Origin of the sequence: Nocardioides koreensis (assembly GCF_039531775.1) — a bacterium.
Lineage (GTDB): Bacteria > Actinomycetota > Actinomycetes > Propionibacteriales > Nocardioidaceae > Nocardioides > Nocardioides koreensis.
Genome location: NZ_BAAAQR010000001.1, coordinates 618,496 through 640,998, shown reverse-complemented (window position 1 = coordinate 640,998; position 22,503 = coordinate 618,496). Strand labels below are relative to the sequence as shown.

Annotated in this window: 23 protein-coding genes; 17 read left to right on the top strand and 6 right to left on the bottom strand. The window is 72.8% G+C overall.

Going from position 1 to position 22,503, the window contains the following annotated elements:
- The first annotated feature begins 1 nt into the window (after position 1).
- Positions 2–1,345: an allantoinase AllB gene (gene allB, locus ABD268_RS03120; protein ID WP_344147412.1), complete on the top strand. Its 1,344-nt coding sequence runs from the start codon at positions 2–4 to the stop codon at positions 1,343–1,345.
- The gene (alc, locus tag ABD268_RS03115; RefSeq protein ID WP_344147409.1) at positions 1,342–2,310 is read left to right on the top strand and encodes an allantoicase; all 969 of its coding nucleotides are present in this window, start codon (positions 1,342–1,344) and stop codon (positions 2,308–2,310) included. Before allB ends, alc begins: the two co-directional genes overlap by 4 nt.
- Here the strand turns inward: alc and ABD268_RS03110 are convergent.
- The 5 genes from ABD268_RS03110 to ABD268_RS03095 form a co-directional block, all read right to left on the bottom strand.
- Positions 2,259–3,173: a DUF3800 domain-containing protein gene (locus ABD268_RS03110; protein ID WP_344147406.1), complete on the bottom strand. Its 915-nt coding sequence runs from the start codon at positions 3,171–3,173 to the stop codon at positions 2,259–2,261. The two genes, alc and ABD268_RS03110, sit on opposite strands and share 52 nt — an antisense overlap.
- A gap of 188 nt (positions 3,174–3,361) precedes the next feature.
- The gene (locus tag ABD268_RS22795; protein ID WP_425573673.1) at positions 3,362–3,607 is read right to left on the bottom strand and encodes a calcium-binding protein; all 246 of its coding nucleotides are present in this window, start codon (positions 3,605–3,607) and stop codon (positions 3,362–3,364) included.
- Between the two features lie 104 nt (positions 3,608–3,711).
- On the bottom strand, positions 3,712–5,088 hold the full coding sequence (locus ABD268_RS03105) for an FAD-binding oxidoreductase (protein ID WP_344147403.1): 1,377 nt from the start codon (positions 5,086–5,088) through the stop codon (positions 3,712–3,714).
- Between the two features lie 62 nt (positions 5,089–5,150).
- Positions 5,151–7,679: an ABC transporter permease gene (locus tag ABD268_RS03100; protein WP_344147400.1), complete on the bottom strand. Its 2,529-nt coding sequence runs from the start codon at positions 7,677–7,679 to the stop codon at positions 5,151–5,153.
- 3 nt (positions 7,680–7,682) lie between these two features.
- The gene (locus tag ABD268_RS03095) at positions 7,683–8,450 is read right to left on the bottom strand and encodes an ABC transporter ATP-binding protein (protein WP_344147397.1); all 768 of its coding nucleotides are present in this window, start codon (positions 8,448–8,450) and stop codon (positions 7,683–7,685) included.
- Positions 8,451–8,678: 228 nt separating this feature from the next.
- Between ABD268_RS03095 and ABD268_RS03090 the strand changes: the two genes are divergently transcribed.
- The 9 genes from ABD268_RS03090 to ABD268_RS03050 all read left to right on the top strand — a co-directional run bounded on the left by ABD268_RS03090 (position 8,679) and on the right by ABD268_RS03050 (position 14,998).
- Positions 8,679–9,119, top strand: a complete 441-nt coding sequence (locus ABD268_RS03090) for a hypothetical protein (RefSeq protein WP_344147394.1) — start codon at positions 8,679–8,681, stop codon at positions 9,117–9,119.
- A gap of 137 nt (positions 9,120–9,256) precedes the next feature.
- Positions 9,257–9,736, top strand: a complete 480-nt coding sequence (locus ABD268_RS03085) for a response regulator (RefSeq protein ID WP_344147391.1) — start codon at positions 9,257–9,259, stop codon at positions 9,734–9,736.
- A gap of 25 nt (positions 9,737–9,761) precedes the next feature.
- Positions 9,762–10,391: a DUF305 domain-containing protein gene (locus tag ABD268_RS03080; RefSeq protein WP_344147388.1), complete on the top strand. Its 630-nt coding sequence runs from the start codon at positions 9,762–9,764 to the stop codon at positions 10,389–10,391.
- A gap of 284 nt (positions 10,392–10,675) precedes the next feature.
- Positions 10,676–10,879 (top strand): transcription antiterminator/RNA stability regulator CspE, encoded by a 204-nt coding sequence (cspE, locus tag ABD268_RS03075; protein WP_028636594.1) that lies wholly within the window; start codon positions 10,676–10,678, stop codon positions 10,877–10,879.
- 214 nt (positions 10,880–11,093) lie between these two features.
- Positions 11,094–11,258: a hypothetical protein gene (locus tag ABD268_RS03070; RefSeq protein WP_344147383.1), complete on the top strand. Its 165-nt coding sequence runs from the start codon at positions 11,094–11,096 to the stop codon at positions 11,256–11,258.
- 65 nt (positions 11,259–11,323) lie between these two features.
- Complete coding sequence (locus ABD268_RS03065; protein ID WP_344147380.1) at positions 11,324–11,614, top strand: metal-sensitive transcriptional regulator; 291 nt, start codon at positions 11,324–11,326, stop codon at positions 11,612–11,614.
- A gap of 24 nt (positions 11,615–11,638) precedes the next feature.
- The gene (locus ABD268_RS03060; protein ID WP_425573662.1) at positions 11,639–11,845 is read left to right on the top strand and encodes a heavy-metal-associated domain-containing protein; all 207 of its coding nucleotides are present in this window, start codon (positions 11,639–11,641) and stop codon (positions 11,843–11,845) included.
- The gene (locus ABD268_RS03055) at positions 11,842–12,804 is read left to right on the top strand and encodes a hypothetical protein (protein WP_344147377.1); all 963 of its coding nucleotides are present in this window, start codon (positions 11,842–11,844) and stop codon (positions 12,802–12,804) included. The genes ABD268_RS03060 and ABD268_RS03055 overlap by 4 nt, the downstream gene beginning before the upstream one ends.
- Entirely contained in the window at positions 12,794–14,998 is a 2,205-nt protein-coding gene (locus ABD268_RS03050; protein ID WP_344147374.1) for a heavy metal translocating P-type ATPase, read from the top strand. Before ABD268_RS03055 ends, ABD268_RS03050 begins: the two co-directional genes overlap by 11 nt.
- Before the next feature lie 89 nt (positions 14,999–15,087).
- Here the strand turns inward: ABD268_RS03050 and ABD268_RS03045 are convergent, their stop codons facing one another.
- Positions 15,088–16,140, bottom strand: a complete 1,053-nt coding sequence (locus ABD268_RS03045) for a hypothetical protein (protein ID WP_344147371.1) — start codon at positions 16,138–16,140, stop codon at positions 15,088–15,090.
- Between the two features lie 42 nt (positions 16,141–16,182).
- On the opposite strand from ABD268_RS03045, the gene ABD268_RS03040 reads away from it, so the two are divergent.
- From ABD268_RS03040 to ABD268_RS03015, 6 genes are all read left to right on the top strand, one after another.
- The gene (locus ABD268_RS03040) at positions 16,183–17,043 is read left to right on the top strand and encodes an NUDIX hydrolase (RefSeq protein ID WP_344147368.1); all 861 of its coding nucleotides are present in this window, start codon (positions 16,183–16,185) and stop codon (positions 17,041–17,043) included.
- Positions 17,044–17,223: 180 nt separating this feature from the next.
- The gene (gene pstS, locus ABD268_RS03035; RefSeq protein ID WP_344147365.1) at positions 17,224–18,315 is read left to right on the top strand and encodes a phosphate ABC transporter substrate-binding protein PstS; all 1,092 of its coding nucleotides are present in this window, start codon (positions 17,224–17,226) and stop codon (positions 18,313–18,315) included.
- Between the two features lie 100 nt (positions 18,316–18,415).
- A complete protein-coding gene (gene pstC / locus ABD268_RS03030; RefSeq protein WP_344147362.1) occupies positions 18,416–19,363 on the top strand; it encodes a phosphate ABC transporter permease subunit PstC in 948 nt (315 codons plus the stop codon).
- A complete protein-coding gene (pstA, locus tag ABD268_RS03025; protein ID WP_344147359.1) occupies positions 19,360–20,442 on the top strand; it encodes a phosphate ABC transporter permease PstA in 1,083 nt (360 codons plus the stop codon). Before pstC ends, pstA begins: the two co-directional genes overlap by 4 nt.
- Positions 20,443–20,487: 45 nt before the next feature.
- The gene (gene pstB / locus ABD268_RS03020; RefSeq protein WP_344147356.1) at positions 20,488–21,267 is read left to right on the top strand and encodes a phosphate ABC transporter ATP-binding protein PstB; all 780 of its coding nucleotides are present in this window, start codon (positions 20,488–20,490) and stop codon (positions 21,265–21,267) included.
- Between the two features lie 337 nt (positions 21,268–21,604).
- On the top strand, positions 21,605–22,468 hold the full coding sequence (locus ABD268_RS03015; RefSeq protein ID WP_344147353.1) for a hypothetical protein: 864 nt from the start codon (positions 21,605–21,607) through the stop codon (positions 22,466–22,468).
- Positions 22,469–22,503 lie beyond the last annotated feature (35 nt).

Sequence of the window (22,503 nt, the reverse complement as noted above, 5' to 3'; positions counted from 1 at the left end):
GGTGGCCGACCTGGCGATCAGCGGCTCGGTGCTGCGTGAGGGCCGGTTCACCGACGCGGTCGTGGTCGTGGCCGACGGGCGGGTCGCCGCGGTCGAGCCCGCCGGGACCCACGTCGATGCCGCCGAGCGGGTGCGCCTCGCCGACGACGCCGTGCTGCTGCCCGGTCTGGTCGACACCCACGTGCACGTCAACGAGCCCGGCCGCACCGAGTGGGAGGGCTTCGCGACCGCGACCCGGGCGGCCGCGGCCGGGGGCGTGACCACGTTGCTCGACATGCCGCTCAACTCGATCCCGCCGACCGTCGACCCCGACGCGCTGGCGGTCAAGCGCCGGGCCGCCGACGGGCAGTGCCACGTGGACGTCGGCTTCTGGGGTGGCGCCGTCCCGTCCAGCCTGGGCCGGCTGCGCGCCCTCGCGGAGGAGGGCGTCTTCGGGTTCAAGTGCTTCCTGGTCGACAGCGGGGTGCCGGAGTTCCCGCCGCTCGACCACGACCAGCTCGACCGGGCGCTCGCCGAGGTTGCCTCCTTCGACGGACTGATGGTCGTGCACGCCGAGGACCCCGGCGTGCTCGCCGACGCGCCCGCCGGCGGCGGCCCGTCGTACGCCGCGTTCGTGGGCTCGCGGCCGCACCAGGCCGAGGACGTCGCGATCTCGGGCCTCCTGGACCTTGCGCGCACGCACGGCGCCCGGGTGCACGTCCTGCACCTCGCCAGCGCCAGCGCCCTGCCGCTGCTGGCGCAGGCCCGGGCCGACGGGGTGCGGGTGAGTGTCGAGACCTGCCCGCACTACCTGACCGTGAGCGCCGAGGAGGTCCCCGACGGGCACACCGAGTTCAAGTGCTGCCCGCCGATCCGCGACGCCGCCAACCGGGACGCCCTGTGGCAGGCGCTCGTCGACGGCGTCATCGACTGCGTGGTCTCCGACCACTCGCCCTCGACGGTCGACCTCAAGCGGCTGGACACCGGTGACTTCGGCCAGGCCTGGGGCGGCGTCGCGTCGCTCCAGCTCGGGCTGCCGCTGGTGTGGACCGCCGCCCGCGAGCGCGGGATCGGGCTCGAGCGCGTCGTCGGGTGGATGGCGGCGGGCCCCGCGGCCCTGGCCGGGCTGGCCGGCAAGGGCGCGATCGAGCCGGGCTGCGACGCCGACCTGGTGGCGTTCGCGCCCGAGGCTTCCTTCGTCGTGGACCCGCAGCGGCTGCACCACCGCAACCCCGTCACGCCGTACGCCGGCCGCCGGTTGTCCGGGGTGGTCCGCGACGTGTGGCTGCGCGGCGACCGGATCGTCGCCGACGGCGCCGTCACCCCGGAGCCGCTCGGCCGCCTGCTCGAGAAGGAGCGCCCATGACCGGCTTCACCCACCTGCCCGACCTCGCCTCCCGCGACCTGGCCGGCAGCGTCTGCGCGGCCAACGACGAGTTCTTCGCGGCCCGAGAGAACCTGATCCGGCCGGAGCCGCCGGCGCCCGTGCCGACCTTCGGCCACAAGGGCAAGGAGTACGACGGCTGGGAGACCCGCCGGCGCCGCGAGCCCGGCAGCGACTGGGCGATCGTGCGGCTCGGCGTGCCGGGCGTGGTCCACGGCGTCGTCGTCGACACGTCGTACTTCACCGGCAACTTCCCGCCGCACGTCTCGGTCGAGGGCGCGGTCGTGACCGGGTACCCGTCCGCCGCGGAGCTCGATTCCTTCGCCTGGGAGCCGCTGGTCGCGAGGTCCCCGGCGCGCGGCGACGCCGTCAACGAGTACGCCGTGTCCGACCGCCGCGCCTGGACGCACGTGCGGCTGACCATCCACCCCGACGGGGGCGTCGCGCGGTTCCGGGTGCACGGGACGCCCGTCCCGGACCGGCGCTTCCTCACCGGCACCGTCGACCTCGCCGCGCTCGAGAACGGCGGGGCGCTGGTCGGCTGCTCCGACGCGTTCTACGGGTCGGCCGGGCGGCTGATCCTGCCCGGGCGGGCGCGGCACATGGGGGAGGGCTGGGAGAACGCGCGGCGGCGCGACGGCGGCAACGACTGGGCGCTGTTCCGGCTCGCCGGCCCCGGCGTGGTCCGCCACGTCGAGCTGGACACGTCGTACTTCCTCGGCAACGCGCCGGGCTGGGTCCGGCTGGCCGGCTGCGGGTCGGCCTCCGAGTCCGAGGAGGACCTCGCCGCGGCCGACTGGTTCGACCTGGTGCCGCGGGAGCGCGCGCAGCCCGACACCCGGCACCGCTTCCTGGTCCCCGAGGACCGTCCGGTCACCCACGTGCGGCTCGACGTCTACCCCGACGGCGGGATGGCGCGGCTGCGGGTCTGGGGCGAGCTGGCCTGACTGAGGAGGTACGGCGCCAGCAGCTCCTCCAGCTCCGGAGTCCGCCGGCGGGCGATCCCGGCCAGCAGGTCCGCCACCTGCACCCGCGGGTCCTCCCGGGAGTCGACCTGCAGGAACGAGCGCAACGGCGGCGGCGCGGGGGCCACGGCGTCGGCCAGGAACGTCCCCAGCCGCGCCACCCGGCTCTGGGTCAGCGCGCTCTGCTCGTCGTGCACCACGGCGACCGACCGCTCGCCGGCGCTCCAGAACAGCAGCGTCTCGGCGAGTGCCGGCACCAGCGGCTCCAGCGGCGGCGGGAACGCGGGATCCTCCTCGATCAGCCGCACCATCACCTCCTCGACCCGCGCCCGGGTCACGTCCTCCAGCGCGAGCAGGCCGGCCGGCAGCGTCGCGAGGAACCGGTCGACCGCGTCGAGATCGATCCGCCGCACCCGCTTCGTCCGGGTCAGGTCCACGAACGCCGCGAGGAAGTCGGTGTGCCGCCGGAGCGCGAGCACGGCGTCGGAGTGGTCCCGGCCCAGGCTGGTGCCCGCGGCGTACGACGGCTCCTCGGTGAACAGCTCGAGCACCCGCGCGGCGACGTACCCGGTCTTGTCGATGACGTGGACGTGCGCGCGCCCGCACAGCGCGGTGAGAAACCACTCGAGCGCGGGCCGCTGCGCGGATCGCAGCAGCTGGTTGGACTTGTACTCGGACCGGTGGAGATGACGCGAGCGCAGCACGGCCACCACCTCGGCGGCCTCCGCGAGGGCGACGTCGACGCTGGCGTGGGTGATCACGGGCGACGCGGGGTCGAGGAGGTTGGACCCGGAGAACCCGGACTCGTCACACGCGATCTCGACCCACGCCGACGTGCTGGTCATCGAGACGGGCTCCGAAGGACTGCGCGCGGGGTCGCCCGTCGCCGCGACGAGGGGCGCGGTCAGGCGGGGAGCCGCGTGATCAGAGATCGGCAGCGCTCGGAGCAGGCATGCCAGTCATGATGACCCGACCCGGGCCGATCCTCCAGCGGTTTGCCGGCTCGGAGCAGCCCGTGGGGTGGTGGCTGCGGTCAGCAGCTCTCCTTCTCCTCCGCGACGCAGTGGTCGGCACCCCGTCCGCCCTCGGCCTCGTCGAAGCCGAGGCCTCCGTACAGGCGGTCGTTCCCGGCGTCGCCCTCGAGCTCGTCGTTGCCCCGGTTGCCGCAGATGACGTCGTCGCCGCCGTGGCCCTCGATGTCGTCGTTGCCGCCCAGCCCGACGATGACGTCGGACCCGCGGGTGCCGTCGATCTCGTTGGTGTGCGAGTTGCCGACGATGGTCGCGGCGCGCCCGCCGCAGGTGTGCGCCGCCGCCTCGCTGGGGCCGGCACCCAGGGCCAGCGTGGTGGGGCCGGCCAGCCCCGGGACCGGGCCCGCCGGGCTCAGAGCACCACGCCGGGGTTCAGGATGCCGCGCGGGTCGAGGGTGCGCCGGAGCGCGCGCTGGACCTCGGCGTTGACGGGGTCGAGCTCCCGGGTCAGCCAGCCGGCCTTGAGCCGGCCCACGCCGTGCTCGCCGGTGATGGTGCCGCCGAGGGCGAGGGTCGCCTCGGTGATCCGGTCGAAGGCACCCAGCGCGGCGGCCCGCGAGGCCCCGTCGTGCTGGTCGAAGATCACCGTCGGGTGCAGGTTGCCGTCGCCGGCGTGCCCGAACACGCCGATGGTGAGGCCCGTCTCGGCCGCCACCGCCTCGACGGCGGTGATCAGGTCGACCACCCGGGCCCGCGGCACGCACACGTCGTCGAGCAGCCAGTCGCCCAGGCCCTCCAGCGCGGGGAGCGCCAGCCGCCGGGCCTCCATGAGCATCGCGGACTCCTCGGGGTCGTCGCTGCGCCCGACGTCGGCGGCGCCCGCCGCCAGGCAGATGCTCTCCACCTCAGCGAGCAGCCCGTCGGCGTCCTCGGAGTCGGCCTGCACCAGCAGCATCGCGGCCGCCTCGCCCAGCCCCATCCGGGCGGTCGCGTCGACCGCGCGCAGGGTGGTGCGGTCCAGGATCTCGACCGCCGACGGGGCGAGACCGGAGGCGACGACGCCCGCGACGGCGGCGCCGGCCGCGGCGAGCTCGTCGAAGGAGGCCACCAGCGTCATCGGCGGCCGGGCCGCGGGCACCAGGCGCACGGTCACCTCGGTGACCACGCCGAGCGTGCCCTCCGAGCCGACGAAGAGCCCGGTCAGGTCGTAGCCCGCCACCCCCTTCACGGTCCGGGTGCCCGTGCGCATCACCCGGCCGTCCGCGAGCACCACCTCGAGCGCCTCGACGAAGTCGCGGGTCACGCCGTACTTCACGCAGCACATGCCCCCGGCGTTGGTCGCCACGTTCCCGCCGATCGAGCAGAAGCCCACCGACCCGGGGTCCGGCGGGTAGAGCAGCCCCTGCTCGGCCGCCGCCGCACGCAGCTCGCCGGTGACGACGCCGGGCTGCACCACCGCCAGCCGCTCGACCGGGTCGACCTCGAGGATCCGGTCCATCCGGTGCAGCGAGAGCACGACGCCGCCCCCGACCGCGTTCGCGCCGCCGCTCAGGCCGCTGCCCGCGCCGCGGGTCACCACCGGTACGCCGGCCTCGTGACAGGCGGCCAGGCACGCCGCCACCTCCTCGGTACGCCGCGGCGCGAGGACCGCGAGCGGCGCGCCGGCCTCGGTGAACCGGGACTGGTCCCGGACGTAGCCGGCGACCAGGTCGGGGTCGCTGATCACGAGGTCGTCGGGCAGCGCGCGGAGCGCGTCGAGGACGGAGGCCGGGAGCTCGGTGGTGGTCACCCGCCCCATGATGGCGCGAGCCCGCGAACGCGGCGTGGCCAACCGCGCTCGTGGAAACCCGGCTACTCGACCGTGATCGCGCGCAGCACGTCGACCCTGCTGGCGCGGCGGGCGGGCCCGATCGCGGCGAGCACCCCGACCAGCGCGGCCACGAGCACGTAGACCAGCAGCGTCGGCACCGGCACGCTGACCCGGCTGATGCCCTCGTCGACCATCGCCCGGCTCAGCGCCACACCGGCGACCGTGCCGAGCCCGACCCCGGTGAGCGCGCCGAGGAGCGAGATCAGCACCGACTCCCGGCGTACGACGCTGCGCACCTGGCGGCGGGTCGCCCCGACGGCCCGCATCAGGCCGAGCTCGCGGGTCCGCTCGACCACCGACAGGGCCAGGGTGTTGACGATGCCGAGCACCGCGACGACCACCGCGAGCGCGAGCAGCGCGGTGACCAGGCCGAGCATCTGGTCCACGTCGGCCTGGGTGTCGCGGATCAGGTCGTCGCCGTCCTGGATGTCGAGGTTGGGGTAGTCCGTCAGCGCCGCCGTGACCGCCGAGCGGACCTCGGCGGTGTCGGCGCCCGCGGCGTCGCGGACCATGATCGCGGTGTCGAGCTGCGAGGTGACGTTGGCGGCGTAGTCGGACAGCGCGACGACGTACTGGGAGCCGATCAGCGCGTCCCGCTCGAACGTCGCGGCCACCCTCAGCGTGACGTCCCCGGTCTCCGGGAAGGTCACCGTGACCTCGTCGCCGGGGGCGAGGCCGAGCCGGTCGGCCGCCCTGGTCCCGAGCAGCATGGTGCCGCCGGTGAAGTCGTCGAGGCTGCCGGACGCGACGCCGAGGTCGGCGACGTCGGCGACGCCGCCGGTCGAGACACCGGCCAGGGCCGTGGAGCCGCCGTCGACCCGGGCGCCGGTGTAGCGCATCTCCACCACGGTCGCCACGTCGTCCCGCTCGCGCAGGATGTCGGCGACGGCCGGGCTGGCGCCGCCCGACTGCGCGAGCGGCTTGATGATCAGGTCGGCGCGGTTGCCGCCGCGGACCAGGTCGGCCACCGACGCCTTGGTCGAGGAGGCGGTCACGGCCACGGCGCAGACCACGGTCAGGCCGATGGTCAGCGCCAGCGCGGTGGCCGCGGCCCGCTGCGGGGAGCGGCGCACGTTGCGCGCCGCGAGCCGCCAGCCGTTGCCACGCCGCCCCCGGTTGGCGACGCTCGCCACCGCCCGGGCGAGCAGCGGACCGGCCATCACCAGGCCGGCGAAGGCGACCAGCGTGCTCACGCCGGTGAGGACCGGGGCGCGTCCCACGACCGCGCAGCCGACCAGCCCGGCCAGGCCGAGCCCGAGCAGCGCCCAGCCCCCGAGCCGGCGGACCCGGCCCAGGCTCTGCGAGGTCGGCGTGGCCTCGCGCAGGGCCTCCACCGGCGCGACGCGGGTGGCGCCGTACGCCGGGGCCACCGCAGCAACCACGGTCACCACGACGCCGACCAGCACCCCGGCCACGACGGTGCGCGGCTCGACGGCGGCGGACGTGGTGGGCACCTCGATGCCGACCGCGGCCAGCAGCTCGCGGATCCCGACCGCGAGGCCGACCCCCGCGAGCAGGCCGAGCGCGGACGAGACGACCCCGACGAGCAGCGCCTCGAGGACGATCCCGCCGAGCACCTGGCGACGGGTGGCCCCGACCGCGCGGAGCAGCGCCGTCTCCCGCCGGCGCTGGGCGACCAGGACGTTGAAGGTGTTCCAGATGACGAACGAGCCGACCAGCAGGGAGACGGCCGCGAAGACCAGCAGGATGTTGGTGAAGATGCCGAGCCCGTCGCGGATCGCCGCCGAGCCCTGGTCGGCGACCTCGGCCCCGGTCAGCGCCTCGACGCCCGCGGGCAGCCGCTGGGCGATCGCGTCGCGGAGCTCGGTGGGGGTCACCGAGGAGTCCCCGACGACATCGATCTGGTCGACCTCTCCGACCTTGTCCAGGCGCTGCTGCGCGGTCCGCAGGTCGAAGGCGGCGAGCGTCGCCCCGGCCAGGCTGTCGGTCTCGCCGAAGCCGACCAGGCCCACGACCGTGAACGACCCGGTCCCGTTCTGGAAGACGATCCGCGCCGTGTCGCCGACCCGGTAGCCGGCCTTGCGGGCCGACGCCGCGTCGAGCGCGACCTCGTCGGGGCCGGCCGGGGCCCGCCCGTCGCGGAACGAGAAGTCGCCGGCCAGCCGCCGGTCCTGGGCCACGCTCGAGCCGAGGGTGGGCGCGCCACCGGGCTGGATCGGGTCGCCGTGCGCGTCGAGGATCAGCGCGAACCCGGTGACGCCGCCCTCGGCGACCGCCACGCCGGGCATCTGGCGGACCTGGCCGACCAGCGACTCCTCGAGCGGGCGCTGCTGGCCCTGGGTGCTGATGTCGGTGTACGCCGCCTCGGCGCGCACCGTGACGTCGGTGCCCTTGGTCAGGCCCGCGTACAGCTCGTCGAACGCCTTGCCCATGGTGTCCGAGAGCACGAACGTGCCGGACACGAACGCGACGCCGACGGTCACCGCGGTGACGGTCAGCAGCAGCCGGAGCTTGTGGGCGAGCAGGGACCGCAGCGAGTGCTTGACCATCGCTCAGTCACCGAGCCGCTTCATGGTCTCCAGCACCGTGTCGCGGGTCGGCCGGGCCAGCTCGTCGACGACGGCGCCGTCGGCGAGGAACACCACGCGGTCGGCGTACGACGCCGCGACCGGGTCGTGGGTGACCATCACGACCGTCTGGCCGAGGTCGTCGACGGCGGCGCGCAGGAAGCGCAGCAGCTCGGTGCTGGTCCGGGAGTCCAGGGCACCGGTCGGCTCGTCGCCGAAGACGACCTCGGGCCGCGAGACCAGTGCGCGGGCCACGGCGACCCGCTGCTGCTGGCCGCCGGAGAGCTGGGAGGGCCGGTGCCCGAGCCGGTCGCCGAGCTCGAGCGTCGAGATCACCGTGTCGAACCACGCCGGGTCCAGCGTGCGGCCCGCGAGGTCGGCGGGCAGGCAGATGTTCTCCTTCGCCGTCAGCGTCGGGAGCAGGTTGAAGGACTGGAAGATGAACCCGAGCCGGTCGCGGCGCAGCAGCGTCCGCTGCCTGTCCGAGAGCGTCGCCAGGTCGGTGTCGCCGACGAACGCGTGGCCGGAGGTCAGGGTGTCCAGACCAGCGACGCAGTGCATCAGCGTGGACTTGCCGGAGCCGGACGGCCCCATGATCGCGGTGAACTCACCGCTCAGGAAGTCGACGGACACCCCGTCGAGCGCCGTCACGGTGGCGTCGCCGGTGCCGTAGGCCTTGCGTGCGTCGCGGACGCGGGCGGCCGCGACGGCGGACCGCGCTTCGGCCGGGGTCGCCAGGGCGGTGTCGGTCATGGAGGTGTTCCTTCTGTGGGGGAGGGGCCGCCCCGGGGCAGCGGGCGGGCCGGCGCCGCAATGTACGGCGTACCAACCGCCCTGTACGGCGATCCGGGAAGTTGTGAGGTGTTCCACGCGGATCCGGGTGGATTGCCCGCGACCGCCCGCTGGTGTAGGACCATGGGAGGCACGTGGCCGGAAGGGAGGCCGCCATGTGTGCTGGACCCGGTCCGGTGAGGGACTCCGATGAGCGCGCCTGAGCACCGGCGTGGCGCGGGGTCGCGCGTCGACCCGCGGCTGCTCCTGGTGGCCGCGTTCCTGCTCGGCGCGCTCGTGAGCGGTCTCGTCGTGGCCATCGTGGGGGACGGGTCGGGCGGCTCCGGGACCCGGGCGACGAACGTCGCCCACACCAGCACCCCGAGCCCGAGGGCGGGCCACGAGCCGAAGCCGGCGCCACCGTCATCCGCGGCGCCGACGGGCGGCGGGCCGCAGCAGTGGGCCCTGATGACCCAGCCGCTCGCGCAGCTCCGGCCGGGGGACCGGGTCGTCTACAACATGACTGCGTGCCGCTTCCGCTCCTGGGTGGGCGAGGGCATCGACGTGGCCCTGATCGCCTGCCCCGGCGAGAGGCCCTTCCAGACCAAGACCGAGAACCTGGTGCCGGTCGAGCCGGCGCAGGGCGACTAGAGGAGTGTCCGTCATGCGTACTTCCCGTGCAGAGCACGCTCCGCCCGTCGTCCCGGGCCCGGCCCAGGCAGTGGGTTCACGTCGTGCCGCCTGAGGGAGATCGAGCCGGTCCGGGGCCCGCGGGCGCGAGGACCGCGGTGGCGATCGGTTTCGCGCCGGGTCACCAGGAGGCCGTGCTCGACCTGCTGGGCGACCTGGGCGACGTGGTCCCCGCGAAGGACCTCGAGGCCGGCCTGGCCGCGGCGCGCGAGCTGCGGCCGGCCGTGATCCTGGTGGCCGGCGACCCCGGGGCCGACCCCCTCGACGCGCTGATCGCCGTACGCCGCGACCCGGCCCTGCGGGCGGTCCCCGTCGTCATGCTGGCGATCGACCCCGAGCCGGAGGAGGCCGGCGACCCGGGCCGGCCCGGCCGCGGCCGCGACGTGCACCAGGTCGCGCAGGCGCTCCAGCGGCTCATGCTCGACGAGGTGATGAAGGTCAGCTACATCCTGGCCAGCGCCGCGGGCACCGGGAACGACGCTGCCGACCGGCAGGTGATGGCGGCCATCGCCCGGCTCGACGACATCGCCATCGCGCTGCGCGACGCGGTGATCGACCTGCGCCGGGGGAATGCCTGAACGAGGCGCCCGTACGGTCGTGCCCATGAGGACTGCGACGACGACCCGGGTGGCGGCGCTGCTGGCCGCGGCCGCCCTGACGACCGGCCTGGCGGGGTGCGGCGGTGACTCGGACTCCGAGCCGGCCGCCGTCACGAGCACGGCGGCGAACGGCGACGTGTACGACGCGGCGGACGTGACCTTCGCGACCGACATGATCCCGCACCACGCCCAGGCGGTGCAGATGGTCGAGATGACCCGGGGTCGTCACCTCGACCCCGAGGTGGCGCTGCTGGCCGACGAGATCCGGACCGCCCAGGTCCCCGAGGTGGAGCAGATGACCGACTGGCTCACCGCGTGGGACGTCGATGTGCCCGCGACCTCGCTCGACCACGCCAACGCCGAGGCCGACGGTCACCACATGCAGGGCATGGAGGGCACCGAGGACATGCCGGGGATGATGTCCGCCGACGAGCTGGACCACCTGGACGCCGCCTCCGGGGCCGACTTCCAGCGGAGGTGGCTGGAGATGATGATCGAGCACCACCGGGGTGCCGTCGAGATGGCGAGGACCGAGCTGGCGGACGGCCATTTCCCCGCCGCTACGCGGCTGGCGAAGGCGATCGAGCGCTCCCAGCAGGACCAGATCGAGCGGATGCAGGGCCTGCTCGGCTGACCACAGGAACCGCCGGTTTTCCGGCTCGACACGCGTCCGACGCGCAACCTTCACGGCGTACCGCGGAAAATCGTGGTCCGGAAACTGGATCCGGGCCCCGGGCTTGGTAGTGTCGACCACGCAACAGGTGCAAGTTCCAGCAGGTCTGACGCCCGCGGAGTTTGTGATCCAACGGCGTTTCTTCTTCGTGTGTGCCACTCACGTAAGTCGGAGCGACGTGTCACCGCATCTGATGTGGATCGTCGAAGTGACGATTCTCGCCCCGATGAAGGAGTAACGAGCAAATGGCTCAGGGCACCGTGAAGTGGTTCAACGCCGAGAAGGGTTTCGGCTTCATTGCGCAGGAGGACGGCGGCGACGACGTCTTCGTGCACTACTCGGCGATCCAGTCGCAGGGCTACAAGTCCCTCGACGAGAACCAGAAGGTTGAGTTCGACGTCACCCAGGGTCCCAAGGGCCCCCAGGCGGAGAACGTCCGCGCGATCTGATCGCGCCCGAAGACTGGGCAGCACCTGTCCGACACGTCTTCTGCGAGGCCTCACCCGATCGGGTGGGGCCTCGTGCCGTCTCCGGAGCCCGTCCGAGCCATCGGGATCCCCCAAACAGATCAGATTTTCCACCCCGGGTTTGATTGGCCGTCCCCTCGGGCACGCTTGAGCGAGGGGGCCGACTGTCCGACCACGCCGACCGAGGGAGTCACCAGTGCACGACCAGTTCGACGTCACCCTCGAGGACGCCGACCTGCTCGGCGAGGTGGAGCTGACCACCAGCCTGATCATCGCCGCCAGTGAGTCCGACGACCACCTCTCCTCCGACCAGATCGACGAGATCCTCGGCGTCGACCAGGAGCCTCGCCAGGCCAGCTGACCGCTCGCCGAAGAGGCTGCTCTCGGCACTTGTCCGGAATACCCTAGGGGGGTAAGGTTCCGGGCATGGCAGAGCAGCACGGCTACATCCACCGCAAGGACGACTACCTCAAGCGGCTGCGCCGCATCGAGGGTCAGGCGCGCGGCATCCAGCGGATGGTCGAGGAGGAGAAGTACTGCATCGACATCCTCACCCAGATCTCGGCGATGACGAAGGCGCTCCACGCGGTCTCGATCGGCCTGTTGGAGGAGCACATGAACCACTGCGTCGTCGATGCGGCGCGCGCGGGCGACGACGAGGCCCGCGAGAAGGTCAGCGAGGCCGTCGACGCGATCGCGCGACTGGTCCGCTCCTGACACCCCGGACGTGAGGAGATCCCCGTGAGCACCACCAGCACCTGGACCGTCGCCGGCATGACCTGCGGGCACTGCGTCGCCTCCGTCTCGGAGGAGATCACCGAGCTCGACGGCGTGGAGCACGTCGACGTGGTCCTCGAGACCGGTGCCGTCACCGTCACCAGCACCGCCCCGCTCGACCCCGCCTCCGTCCGGATCGCGGTGGAAGAGGCGGGGTACGCCCTGACATGAAAGCCCCCGGCACACCGCTGCGGGTGGCCGGCTTCGTGGCCGGCCTGCTGGCGGTGTTCGGGCTGGCCCTCGGGGTCGGCCGGCTGGTCGGTCCCCTCGACGTCGCCACCGCGGAGCCGGGCCACGACATGGCCGGCGACGCGATGGCCGACACGGGCGCGGCACACCCGGCCGGGGCGCTGCAGGCCGAGGAGGGCGGCTACTCCCTCACCCTGGCCGAGCCCACCCTGTCGCCGGGCCGGCAGCGGCTCGGCCTGACCGTGACCGGCCCGGACGGCGAGCCGGTGACGTCGTACGACGTGGTGCACGACAAGCGCCTGCACCTGGTCGTCGTACGCCGCGACCTCACCGGCTTCCAGCACGTGCACCCCAGGCTCGACCCGGCCACCGGCGAGTGGACGACCGACGTGCGGCTGAGCCCCGGCGTGTGGCGGGTGATCGCGGACTTCACGCCGACCGGTGGCGAGCCGCTGACCCTGGGCCAGGACCTGTCCGTCGCCGGCGACTTCGCGCCGCAGGGCCTGGGGCCCGAGCGCCGCACCGCGACGGTTGACGGCTACACCGTCACCCTCGCCGGCGACCTCGCCGCAGGCACCGAGGCCCGGCTGGTGCTCACCGTGACGCGCGGCGGCCGTCCGGTGACCGACCTGCAGCCCTACCTCGGCGCCTACGGGCACCTGGTGGCGCTGCGGGCCGGTGACCTCGGCTACCTGCACGTCCATCCCGACGGGGAGTCCGGCGAGGTGCCCGCCGGTCCGGACGTGGTGTTCCACGCTGAGGTGCCCGGCACCGGCAGCTACCGGCTGTTCCTGGACTTCCGCCACGGCGGCGCCGTCCACACCGCCCCGTTCACCGTCCACGTCAGCGACGGATCCGCGGGATCCGCGGGATCCGCGGGATCCGCGGGATCCGCGGGATCCGCGGGATCCGCAGGAGAGGAGGCCGGCCATGGCCACTGACGTCGAGCTCGCCATCACCGGCATGACCTGCGCCTCCTGCGCCAACCGGATCGAGCGCAAGCTCAACAAGCTGGACGGGGTCATCGCCACCGTCAACTACGCCACCGAGAAGGCCAGGGTCAGCTACCCCGAGACGGTGGCGCCCGAGGACCTGCTGGCCACCGTGGAGGCGGCCGGCTACCACGCGAGGCTGCCCGAGCGCGGGCCGGACGCGGGGGAGCCGCGGGACGAGGCGGACGTGGAGCTCGACTCGCTGCGGCAGCGGCTGCTGCTCTCCGCGGTGCTGACCGTCCCGGTCGTGCTGCTCGCGATGGTGCCGGCGCTCCAGTTCGAGTACTGGCAGTGGGCGTCGCTCACGCTGGCGGCCCCGGTGGTGGTCTGGGGGGCCTGGCCCTTCCACCGCGCCGCCTGGACCAACCTGCGGCACGGCACCTCGACCATGGACACGCTGGTGTCGATGGGCGTGCTGGCGGCGTTCGGCTGGTCGCTGGTCGCGCTGTTCTGGGGCTCGGCGGGCACGCCCGGCATGACCCACGCCTTCGAGCTGACCGTCGAGCGGACCGACGGCCTGGACAACATCTACCTCGAGGCTGCCACCGGCGTGACGACGTTCCTGCTCGCCGGGCGCTGGTTCGAGAAGCGCTCCAAGCGGCGCGCCGGGGCCGCCCTCGCCGCGCTGCTCGAGATGGGGGCCAAGGAGGTCACCCTGCTCGAGGACGGCCGCGAGCGGCTGGTGCCCGCCGAGCAGCTGGCGGTGGGGATGCTCTTCGTGGTCCGTCCCGGGGAGAAGGTCGCGACCGACGGGGTTGTCGAGCGCGGCACCTCCGCGGTCGACGCCTCGATGCTCACCGGCGAGCCGGTGCCGGTCGAGGTGGGCCCCGGCGACGAGGTCGCGGGGGCGACCGTCAACGCCGGCGGGCGGCTCGTCGTACGCGCCACCCGGGTCGGCGGCGACACCCAGCTGGCGCAGATGGCCCGGCTGGTCGAGGAGGCCCAGAACGGCAAGGCGGAGGTGCAGCGCCTCGCCGACCGGATCTCGGGGTTCTTCGTGCCGGTGGTCATCGCGCTGGCCGCCGGGACCCTCGGCTTCTGGCTCGGCGCGGGGGTCGGCGCCTCGGCGGCGTTCACCGCGGCGGTGTCGGTGCTGATCATCGCCTGCCCCTGCGCGCTGGGTCTGGCCACGCCGACCGCGCTGATGGTCGGCACCGGGCGCGGCGCCCAGCTCGGCATCCTGATCCGGGGGCCCGAGGTGCTGGAGTCGACCCGCCGTGTCGACACCGTCGTCCTGGACAAGACCGGCACGGTCACCACCGGCCGGATGGCCCTGGTCGACGTGGTGCCCGCGGCCGGGGAGTCCGCCGCGGAGGTACGCCGGCTCGCGGCCGCGCTGGAGACCGGGTCGGAGCACCCGGTGGCCCGGGCCGTGGTCGACGGGGCCGGCGAGCTGCCCGAGGCCGAGGACTTCGCGAACGTCGAGGGGCTCGGCGTGCAGGGCATCGTCGAGGGCCACGCGGCGCTGGTCGGGCGGCCCCGGCTGCTGGCCGAGTGGTCGCAGCACCTGCCGCCGGAGCTGGAGGCCGCCGTCGAGGCGGCCCAGGCCGCCGGCCGCACCCCCGTCGCGGTCGGCTGGGACGGCCGGGCGCGCGGGATCGTGGTCGTCTCGGACACCGTGAAGCCGACCTCCGCGGAGGCGGTCCGGCGGCTGCGGGACCTCGGGCTCTCGCCGGTGCTGCTGACCGGCGACAACGAGCGCGCGGCCCGGGCGGTCGCGGCCGAGGTGGGCATCGACGAGGTGATTGCCGACGTGCTGCCCGCCGACAAGGTCGACGTGGTCAAGCGGCTGCAGGACCAGGGCCGGGTGGTGGCGATGGTCGGCGACGGCGTGAACGACGCTGCCGCGCTGGCGCAGGCCGACCTCGGCCTGGCGATGGGTACCGGCACCGACGTCGCGATCGAGGCCAGCGACCTGACCCTGGTCCGGGGCGACCTGCGGGTCGCCGCCGACGCGGTGCGGCTGGCCCGGCGTACCCTCGCCACGATCAAGGGCAACCTGTTCTGGGCGTTCGCCTACAACGTCGCCGCCCTGCCCCTGGCCGCCGCCGGCCTGCTGAACCCGATGCTCGCCGGCGCCGCCATGGCGTTCTCCTCGGTCTTCGTGGTCTCCAACAGCCTCCGCCTGCGCCGCTTCCGGTAGGGGCTTCGCCGGGATAGTCCGTCACGTTTTGGTTGTGGACAACGCGTCATCCACAACCAAAACGTGACGGACTATCCCGCCAACGCGCGTCAGCAGGTGGCGAAGAGGACGGGGCCGGTGCTGAGGTCGGAGAGCACGTACTCGCCCCGGCGCGGCACCAGGTCCATCGTCACCAGCTTGCCGTCTGCGGTGACCGACTTGACCGCGAACCGGTCGCCGAAGTCGCCGCCCTGCCCCGGGGCGGGCCCGCGGGCCAGGGTGTTGCGGGTGTCGGCGTTCGTCCGGGCCTGGTCGTCGGTCTCGAAGGCCATCACGACCTGCACGTGCCGGTCGGGCTGGACGGACATCGCGAAGCTGCTGATCGGGTTCACCTCGCCGGCGTCGGCGAGCAGCTGGTCGGCGGTGGCCTGGTCGGCCCGGTCGGCCTGGCTCATCGCCAGCGCCGAGCAGGTGTAGTCGCCGGCGTAGACCGACGCGGACAGCGGCGCCCCGCTGCCGTCGATCACCTCGTCGAGCTCGTCGGAGGCGCCGTCGCCGTCGTCCAGGCCCGAGGCCGCCTCCTCGAGGTAGTCCGCGTTGTCGCTGGTGAGCACCAGCCCGTCGTCCTCGTCGAGGGCGACGTACTGCAGCTCGGGCGTCAGGTCCGCCCCGATCGCGTTCAGCAGGTCGTCGCCGCCCCGCCAGACACCGGTCGAGGAGGAGGGCCGCGCGTAGCCGAGGTCCTCCAACCCGTTCGCCAGGTCGTCGAAGTCGGTGTCCTCGGGGAGGTGGATCATCACCACCGCGCCCTGCGAGGACTGGCTGAACAGCTCCCAGTCGGCCGTGGCGGGGGAGAAGCCGTACTTCGCCTGCAGTACCGGCGCCGACTGCACGAGCGCCGAGGTCGAGGTCAGGTCGGCCGAGTAGCCCTTGTCCAGGAACCGGCCCAGCTCGGCGTCCGAGGAGTCCGCCGACAGGTCGGCGCCGACCTCGCGGCGTACGGCCGCCCAGTCGGTCCAGGAGAGCCGCTCGGCGCCCTCCGGCGCCATCGACGCCGCGCGCTCGAGGTCGGTCCGCTCGTGCTCGCGCCACCAGAGCAGCGCGCCCGCCACGACCCCCACCACGAGCACCACGACGACCACGATCGTGAGGCGCTTGCGCACGGGAACTCCTGTCTGGGGGCGGGGTGGTGTGAGACTAGCGGCATGGCCCCGAAGGACGTCCTCGCTGCCGGTGTCGTGGTCTTCCGTCCGGGGCGCAAGGTCCTGCTCGTCCACCGCCCGCGGTACGACGACTGGTCGTTCCCCAAGGGCAAGCTCGACCCCGGCGAGCACCCGACCGCGGCCGCGGTCCGCGAGGTGGCCGAGGAGACCGGGCTGCACGTGCGGCTCGGCCCGCCGCTGGCCTCCCAGCGGTACGCCAACGGCGGCGGCCGGATGAAGACGGTCTTCTACTGGACCGGCCGGGTCGTCGGCGACGACGACGTGAGCGGCTACGCCGTCAACGACGAGATCGACGAGGTGGCCTGGGTCGACCGCGACGAGGCCTTCGAGCGGCTCACCTACCCCCACGACGGGGACACGCTGCGCGAGGCGCTGGCGGTGCGCCGCAAGACCCGGGCGCTGGTGGTGCTGCGGCACGGCAACGCCCGCTCGCGCAAGGCTTGGGCGCACGACGACCGGCTGCGGCCCCTGGTGCGGGCCGGCCAGGCCCAGGCGGAGGCGCTCGTCCCGCTGCTGGCGGCGTACGACGTGACCCGCGTGGTCAGCTCGAGCAGCACCCGGTGCGCCGAGACCGTGCGCCCGTACGTCGACACCACCGGCTGGAAGCTCGAGCTCGAGGACGGGCTGAGCGAGGAGGACGCCACCGCGGAGTCGGTGCTGCGGGTGGTCGACGGGCTGGTCCACGACGACGAGGGCGCGGTGCTGTGCAGCCACCGGCCGGTGCTGCCGTCGGTCTTCGACGCGCTCGGCCTCGAGGACCCGCAGCTCGAGCCGGCGGGCCTGTTCGTGGTGCACCTGCGCAAGGGGAAGGTCGTGGCCACCGAGGCCCACCAGGTGCGCTGAGTCAAGGCCCCCGGGGCCTGTTCACGTGATGGCCGTCTCACCTGCGTCCCGGTGTCGACGAGTGGGCGATTCGAGTTCACCCCTCGTTCACCGACGCCGCCGCAGCCGGACACCTGCGCTCCCTACGTTCCTTGATGTCATCCCCGAGAGAGACACATCAACAGACTTCAGGAGTACGAAGTGAATCGCACTTCCATCCGCCGGGCGGCCCTGCCCGGTATCGCGGTCCTGACCCTGGCCCTCACCGGTTGCGCCGCGGGTAACGAGGCCTCCGGCGACAGCGGCGGCGGCCTGAGCGGCACGCTCAACGGCGGCGGCTCGTCGGCGCAGGAGGCCGCGCAGGGCGCGTGGCGCGCCGGCTTCCAGACCGACAACAGCGGCGTCACCGTCAACTACGACCCGGTCGGGTCCGGCACCGGGCGCGAGAACTTCATCTCGGGCGCCTACATGTTCGCCGGCTCCGACGCCGCGCTGAGCGAGGACGGCGGCGAGCTGGACAAGGCCAAGGAGCGTTGCGGGGGCGACGTGATCGAGGTCCCGGCCTACGTGAGCCCGATCGCGGTCGTCTACAACCTCGAGGGCGTGGACAACCTGCAGCTGTCCGCCCCGGTCATCGGCGACATCTTCTCCGGCAAGATCACCAAGTGGAACGACCCGAAGATCGCGGCCGACAACCCGGACGCCGACCTTCCGTCCACCACGATCACGCCCGTGCACCGCTCGGACGACTCGGGCACGACCGAGAACTTCACCGACTACCTCTCCCAGGCCTCCGAGGGCTCGTGGAAGTACGAGGCCGACGGCGTGTGGCCGATCAAGGGTGGCGAGGCCGGCGACGGCACCTCGGGCCTGGTCGCCGCGGTGAAGGCCGGCGACGGCACCATCGGCTACGCCGATGAAAGCCAGGTCGGTGACCTCGGCGTCGCCTCGATCAAGGTCGGGTCGGACTACAACGCGCCGACCGCCGAGGGTGCCGCCAAGGCGCTGGCGGCCTCGCCGCGGGTCGAGGGTCGTGGCGACAACGACATGGCCATCGAGGTGGACCGCACCACGACCGAGTCGGGGACCTACCCGATCTCGCTCACGTCGTACCTCATCGCCTGCCCGACCTACGACGACGCCAACGACGCCGACATGGTCAAGGGCTACCTGTCCTACATCGTGTCCGAGGACGGCCAGCAGGCCGCCGCGGACCAGGCCGGCTCGGCGCCGCTGGAGTCCAGCCTCCAGCAGGAGGCGGCCAAGGTCGTCGACCAGATCTCGGCCAAGTAATAATCACTGAATCATCGCTCGTCGGGGTGCGGCGGACCGGATTTCCGGTCCGCCGCACACTGGCGTTCTGCTGAGTCCCCCAGAAGCACCTAGGAGCACCGTGTCCGTCATCACCTCCTCCCCGGAGAAGGCGCCGGCGAAGCCACCCCGGAGCCGCGGCGACCGCCTGTTCGCCGGCACGGCCAAGGGCGCCGGCCTGGCGATCCTGGCGGCGCTCGCGGGCGTGTTCATCTTCCTCACCATCGAGGGAGTGCCCGGGCTCAGCCAGACGGAGGCCACCTACGCGCCGAACCACGACTTCCTGTCGTACGTCGGGCCGCTGATCTACGGCACGATCCTCGCCGCGGTCCTGGCGCTTCTGCTGGCGGTGCCGTTCGCGTTCGGCATCGCGCTGTTCATCTCGCACTACGCGCCGCGCAAGCTGGCCGTGCCGGTCGCCTACGTGATCGACCTGCTCGCCGCGGTCCCCTCGGTGGTCTTCGGCCTGTGGGGCGCCCGCTCGCTGGCGACGTACCTGGTCCCGGTCCACGACTGGCTCTACGGGCACCTGTCGTTCCTGCCGTTCTTCGCCGGCCCGCCCTCGGTGACCGGTCGCACGATCTTCACCGCCGGCATCGTGCTGGCGATCATGATCCTGCCGATCATCACCGCGATCTCGCGGGAGGTGTTCGCGCAGACTCCGCGGCTGGACCAGGAGGCGGCGCTGGCGCTCGGGGCGACCCGCTGGGAGATGGTCCGGCTGTCGGTCTTCCCGTACGCGAAGTCCGGCATGGTCTCGGCCGTGATGCTCGGGCTCGGCCGCGCGCTCGGCGAGACGATGGCGGTCGCGATGGTGCTGTCCGCCTCGCCGGTCTACACCCTGAACCTGATCTCCAACACCAACCCCGCGACCGTGGCGTCCAACATCGCCTCGAGCTTCGCGGAGGCCACGCCCGCCAAGCTGCACGTGCTCATCGCCACCGGCCTGGTGCTCTTCGCGGTGACCTTCGCGGTCAACTTCGCCGCCCGGTGGGTCGTGGGCCGCAACGAACGGAGGATGGCGCGATGACGACGTCCGAGGTCGCCCCCGACCTGGCCGCGTCGATGCGGCTCTCGCACCCCCGCCTGCCCCGCTGGGCGCCGGTCCTGGTGGCGGTGCTCGCCGTGGCCGCCGCCGGTCTCCCGGCGATGCTGCTCGGCTGGAGCGTCGTGGGCTGGCTGGCGCTGGCGCTGGTCCTGTTCCTGGTCGCGCTGCCGGGCTGGTCGATGGCCGTGGAGAACAACCGGGCCGCGCTCGACCGGCTGATGACGACGCTGATCTGGGCGGCGTTCGGCATCGCGGTGATCCCGCTGCTCTGGTTGATCTGGACCGTCGTGTCGAAGGGCGCGTCGGTGATCAACATGGAGTTCCTCACCTACTCGATGCGCAACGTCGTCGGTGAGGGCGGCGGCATCTACCACGCGCTGATAGGCACCTTGCTGGTGACGGCGGCCGCGGCGGCGATCTCGATCCCGGTGGGGATCTTCGCCGCGATCTACCTGGTCGAGTACGGCAAGGGCACGGTCCTGGGCCGGTGGATCACCTTCCTGGTGGACGTGATGACCGGCATCCCCTCGATCGTGGCCGGCCTCTTCGCGCTGTCGCTGTTCGTGCTGCTCTTCGGGCCCGAGGTCCGGATGGGCTTCGGTGGCTCGGTCGCGCTGTCGCTGCTGATGATCCCGATCGTGGTGCGCTCGGCCGAGGAGATGCTGCGGCTGGTGCCCGGCGACCTGCGCGAGGCGTCGTACGCCCTGGGCGTGCCGAAGTGGCGCACCATCACCAGGGTGGTGCTTCCGACCGCGATGGGGGGCATCATCACCGGTGTGACCCTGGCCATCGCACGTGTGATCGGCGAGACCGCGCCGCTGCTGGTGATCGCCGGCAAGACCGACTCGGTGAACGCCAACCTCTTCAACGAGCGGATGAGCACGCTGCCGGTCTACATCTACTACTCGTTCACCCAGCCGGGCATCACCCCGCCCGGCGCCACCGAGGCACCGGGCATCGCCCGGGCCTGGGGTGCGGCGCTGGTGCTGATCGTGATCGTGATGGTGCTGAACCTGCTCGCGCGGGTCATCGGCAAGTTCTTCGCTCCCAAGAAGGGCTGACCCGGCGACCCCGGGCTCAAACCTTCAGACAACAAGGAAACTCACATGGCCAAGAGCATCGACGTCTCCGACCTGAACATCTACTACGGCGACTTCCTCGCCGTCGAGGGTGTCAACATGACGATCAAGGCGCGCTCGGTGACCGCGTTCATCGGTCCGTCGGGCTGCGGCAAGTCGACCATGCTGCGCTCGCTGAACCGGATGCACGAGGTGATCCCGGGGGCGCGGGTCGAGGGCAAGATCATGGTCGACGGGCAGTCGCTCTACGACCCCTCGATCGACCCGGTCGCCGTACGCCGCCAGATCGGCATGGTCTTCCAGCGCCCGAATCCGTTCCCCACGATGTCGATCTACGACAACGTGCTCGCGGGCAACCGGCTGAACGCCAAGAAGCTGAAGAAGGCCGAGGCCGACGACGTCGTCGAGAAGTCGCTGCGCGCCGCGAACCTGTGGAACGAGGTCAAGGACCGCCTCGGCAAGCCCGGCATGGGCCTCTCCGGCGGCCAGCAGCAGCGGCTCTGCATCGCCCGCGCGATCGCGGTCGAGCCGCAGGTGCTGCTGATGGACGAGCCCTGCTCGGCGCTCGACCCGATCTCGACCTCCGCGATCGAGGACCTCATCCACGAGCTGAAGTCCGACTACACGATCGTGATCGTCACCCACAACATGCAGCAGGCCGCCCGCGTCTCCGACGACACCGGCTTCTTCAACCTCAAGGCCACCGGCGAGCCCGGCCACCTGGTGGAGTTCAACCCCACCAAGAAGATGTTCACCAACCCCGACAACGAGTCGACCGAGGCGTACATCTCGGGTCGGTTCGGCTGAGGCTGGGATCCAGGCGGGATAGTCCGTCACGTTCTGGCTGACTTTCGGGCCACTTACCGACCACAACGTGCCGGAGTATCCCGCCTGACGGCCGGCCTGTGGAGAGACGAGCACGCCGGATCCGGCGGGCCTGCACGCTCGTGCGGTGTCCAGTGCGCCTTACCAGCCAAGTCCGTTCCACCCGGGTCGCCCGGGGCTCGTGGCCCCGGTCCGAGTCGACCCCCAGGGAAAGTCAGGCCCTTCGCGCGCCCAGGCCCGGGGCTCGGGCTGGCGCACGTCGTCCCAAGGGCTCTTTGTCCCCGCCCACGTCGATCCGCTCCTGCCCGAGCAGCGGATCGTGGAGGCCGCGGCGCTGCTGCCGTCGTACGGCGGGGTGACCGGCTGGGGAGCGCTCCGATGGTCCGGCGGGCACTGGTTCGACGGCCTGACGGACGGCGGACGCACGCTGCTGCCGGTGACGCTGGCCGCCGGCGGCAACATCCGCGAGCGTCCCGGCGTACGCATCTGCGAGGAGGGGCTCAACCCGAAGGACCTGTGCGAGCTGGACGGTCTGCGCATCACCACAGCGGTACGCAGCGTCTGCTACGAGATGAGGTACGCCGCTAGCGACCGGCTTGCAGTGGTCGCATTGGACATGGCGACGTTTTCCGACCTGGTCTCGATCGACGAGCTCTGGGCCTACGCGCTCGCCCACGCGGCCTGGACCGGGATCCCGCGGTGCCGCCGAGCGGCCGGCCTTGCGGACGAGAACAGCTGGTCGCCACGCGAGACGCTGCTGCGGCTGGTGTGGGAGCTGGACGCCGGCCTGCGCCGCCCGCTCTGCAACGTCCCGATCTTCGACGAGAGCGGTCGCCACATCGGGACCCCCGACCTCTTCGACCCGCAGGCCGGCGTGGCGGGTGAGTACGACGGGGCCCTCCACCTGCTCGGGGCCCAGCGAGCCCGGGACCTCCGGCGCGAGGAGAAGTTCCGCAACCACGGGCTGGAGTACGTGACGATGTTGGCCGGAGACCAGGCCGACCCCGCCGGGTTGGTGGCACGGCTGCTGGCGACGTTCGACCGGGCGAGCGCCATCCCCGCGTCCCGGAAGAGGTGGACGCTGACCCCGCCTCCTTGGTGGGTGGACACCACCACCGTGCTGGCTCGTCGCGAGCTCACGGAGGCGCAGCGGTTGCGCCTGCTCAGGAACCGAGCGGGATGAGCCCCGCAGGGCGATAGTCCGTCACGTTCTGGCTG